The sequence below is a fragment of the Candidatus Andeanibacterium sp. genome (genome assembly GCF_057143545.1).
Genome location: NZ_DBNHSF010000188.1, coordinates 1 through 2,037 on the forward strand (window position 1 = coordinate 1; position 2,037 = coordinate 2,037).

General features: G+C 63.2%; 2 protein-coding genes. One reads left to right on the forward strand and one right to left on the reverse strand.

The features are described 5' to 3' along the window. Nucleotides 1-132: 132 nt before the first annotated feature. Complete coding sequence (gene gorA, locus AC16XC_RS11085) at nt 133-1,479, reverse strand: glutathione-disulfide reductase (RefSeq protein ID WP_484034717.1); 1,347 nt, start codon at nt 1,477-1,479, stop codon at nt 133-135. An 89-nt stretch (nt 1,480-1,568) separates the two neighbouring features. On the opposite strand from gorA, the gene AC16XC_RS11090 reads away from it, so the two are divergent. Next, nucleotides 1,569-2,037 (forward strand): hypothetical protein (locus AC16XC_RS11090; RefSeq protein WP_484034718.1); only part of this gene is annotated, 469 nt, incomplete at its 3' end.

Consider the following 2,037-nt stretch of genomic DNA (forward strand, 5'->3'; position numbering starts at 1 on the left):
AGCTTGCTCCGCAGGAACTAGCGAAGCTTGGAGAGGGGTCTGCAACGTTGGAGCCCCCTCTCAACTCCGACTAGACCGCTGCGCGGCCAAGTCTGCGTATCTCTCCCCCTTCCGGGGGAGAGAGCGAGCAGCTTACTTCAGCAGCACCAGTTCCTCGGCCATGCTCGGATGGAGCGCGATCGTGTCGTCGAAGGCCTGCTTGGTCAGGCCCGCCTTCACTGCCACTGCCGCAACCTGCAATATTTCCGGAGCTTCGGGCCCGATCATGTGGATGCCGAGGATCTTCCCCGAGGCCTCGTCGCAAATCATCTTGTAGAGCCCGCGCTCATGTCGATCGGAGAAAATGTTCTTCATCGGGCGGAAATCGGAGGAATAGACTTTGATGTTGCCGTAGGTTTCGCGCGCCTGCTCCTCGGTCAGGCCGACGCCCGCTAGCGGCGGCTGCGAAAAGACCGCGCTGGGAATGGCAGCGTAATCGACCGTGCGCGGATTGTTGCCGAACACGGTGTCGGCAAAGGCATGGCCCTCGCGGATCGCGACCGGGGTCAGCTGGACGCGGTCGGTCACATCGCCCACCGCATAGATGCTGTCGCAGCTGGTCTTGTTGTATTCGTCGACCGGGATCTCGCCGCGCTTGCCAAGCTCGACACCGGCGCTTTCCAGCCCCAGACCGGCAGTATTGGCGCGGCGCCCGGTCGCGATCAGCACCGCATCGGCATGGAGCGGGTCGCCATCGCCGAGATCGACCAGGAACGAGCCATCCTCCTGCTGCTCGACCGACTGGATCTTTGAATCCATCCGGAAATTGATCCCGCGATGCATCGCTATCAGGAGCAGCCGCTCGACGATGCTCTCTTCATATCCGCGCAGGATCACCTGGCTGCGGTTGACCACAGTTACGTGGCTGCCGAGCGAGTTGAATACCCCGGCGAATTCCAGCGCGATATAGCCCGCGCCCATGATCACCAACCGTTTGGGCTGCTGCGGGAAATGGAACACTTCGTTCGAACTGATGCAGTGCTCGGCACCGGGGAACTCCGGCATCGCGGGCCAGCTGCCGGTGGCGACGAGGATATATTTCGCGGTGATTTCCCGGCCGCTCGCCAGCCTGACGCCGTGCGGCCCGGTGACCGTGGCGCGCTCCTTGAACACTTCGCAGGAATGGCTTTCGAGCGTCTTGCCGTAAAGCCCTTCGAGCCGGTCGACATCGGCATTGACGAAATCGCGCAGCGTGGCCCAGTCGAAGCTCGCCTCGCCGATCGTCCAGCCGTAGTTCTCCGCATGGGAAAGCTCGTCGGCAAACGTCGAGCCATAGACCAGCATCTTCTTGGGCACGCAGCCGCGGATCACGCAGGTGCCGCCGATCCGGTACTCCTCGGCCACCGCGACCTTCGCACCGTGCGATGCGGCGATGCGGCTCGCGCGGACCCCGCCCGAACCGGCGCCGATCACGAACAAATCATAGTCGAATTCGGACATGCGATGCTCCCTATGGCCGCGCGATATGGCGGCCGGAAGGGGCTTTGCCAACCAAGATCACTTTGGCCCGGTTGAAGCTTGCATTCGCAATGCGACTGAAGCACTCATTCGCCAAGGGCGTATCGGGGGACAATCACTATATGGACCGGCAGACATTCCGGCGCCTGATCGGGCCGGGCCTGATCTTCTCGGGCGCATCGATCGGCACCTCGCACCTCGTCCAGTCGACCCGGGCCGGCGCGATGTTCGGCCTGGCGCTGGTGATCGTGATCGTGCTTGCCAATGTCCTCAAATACCCGGCCTTCCGCTTTGGCGTCGACTATGCCCATGCGACAGGCCGCTCGCTGCTGGCGGGCTACCGCGAGCTGGGCCTGTGGGTGAAGCTGCTGTTCCTCGTCGTCATCGCTCCGATCGTGCCGATCATCCTTGCAGCCGTGAGCGCTGCGACCGCCGGGATCTTCATCACCCTGACCGGCATGAGCCTCTCGGTCCCGGTCCTTTCGACCGTGATCCTTGCCGCTTGTGCCGTGCTGCTGGTCACCGGCGGTTATCGCCTGC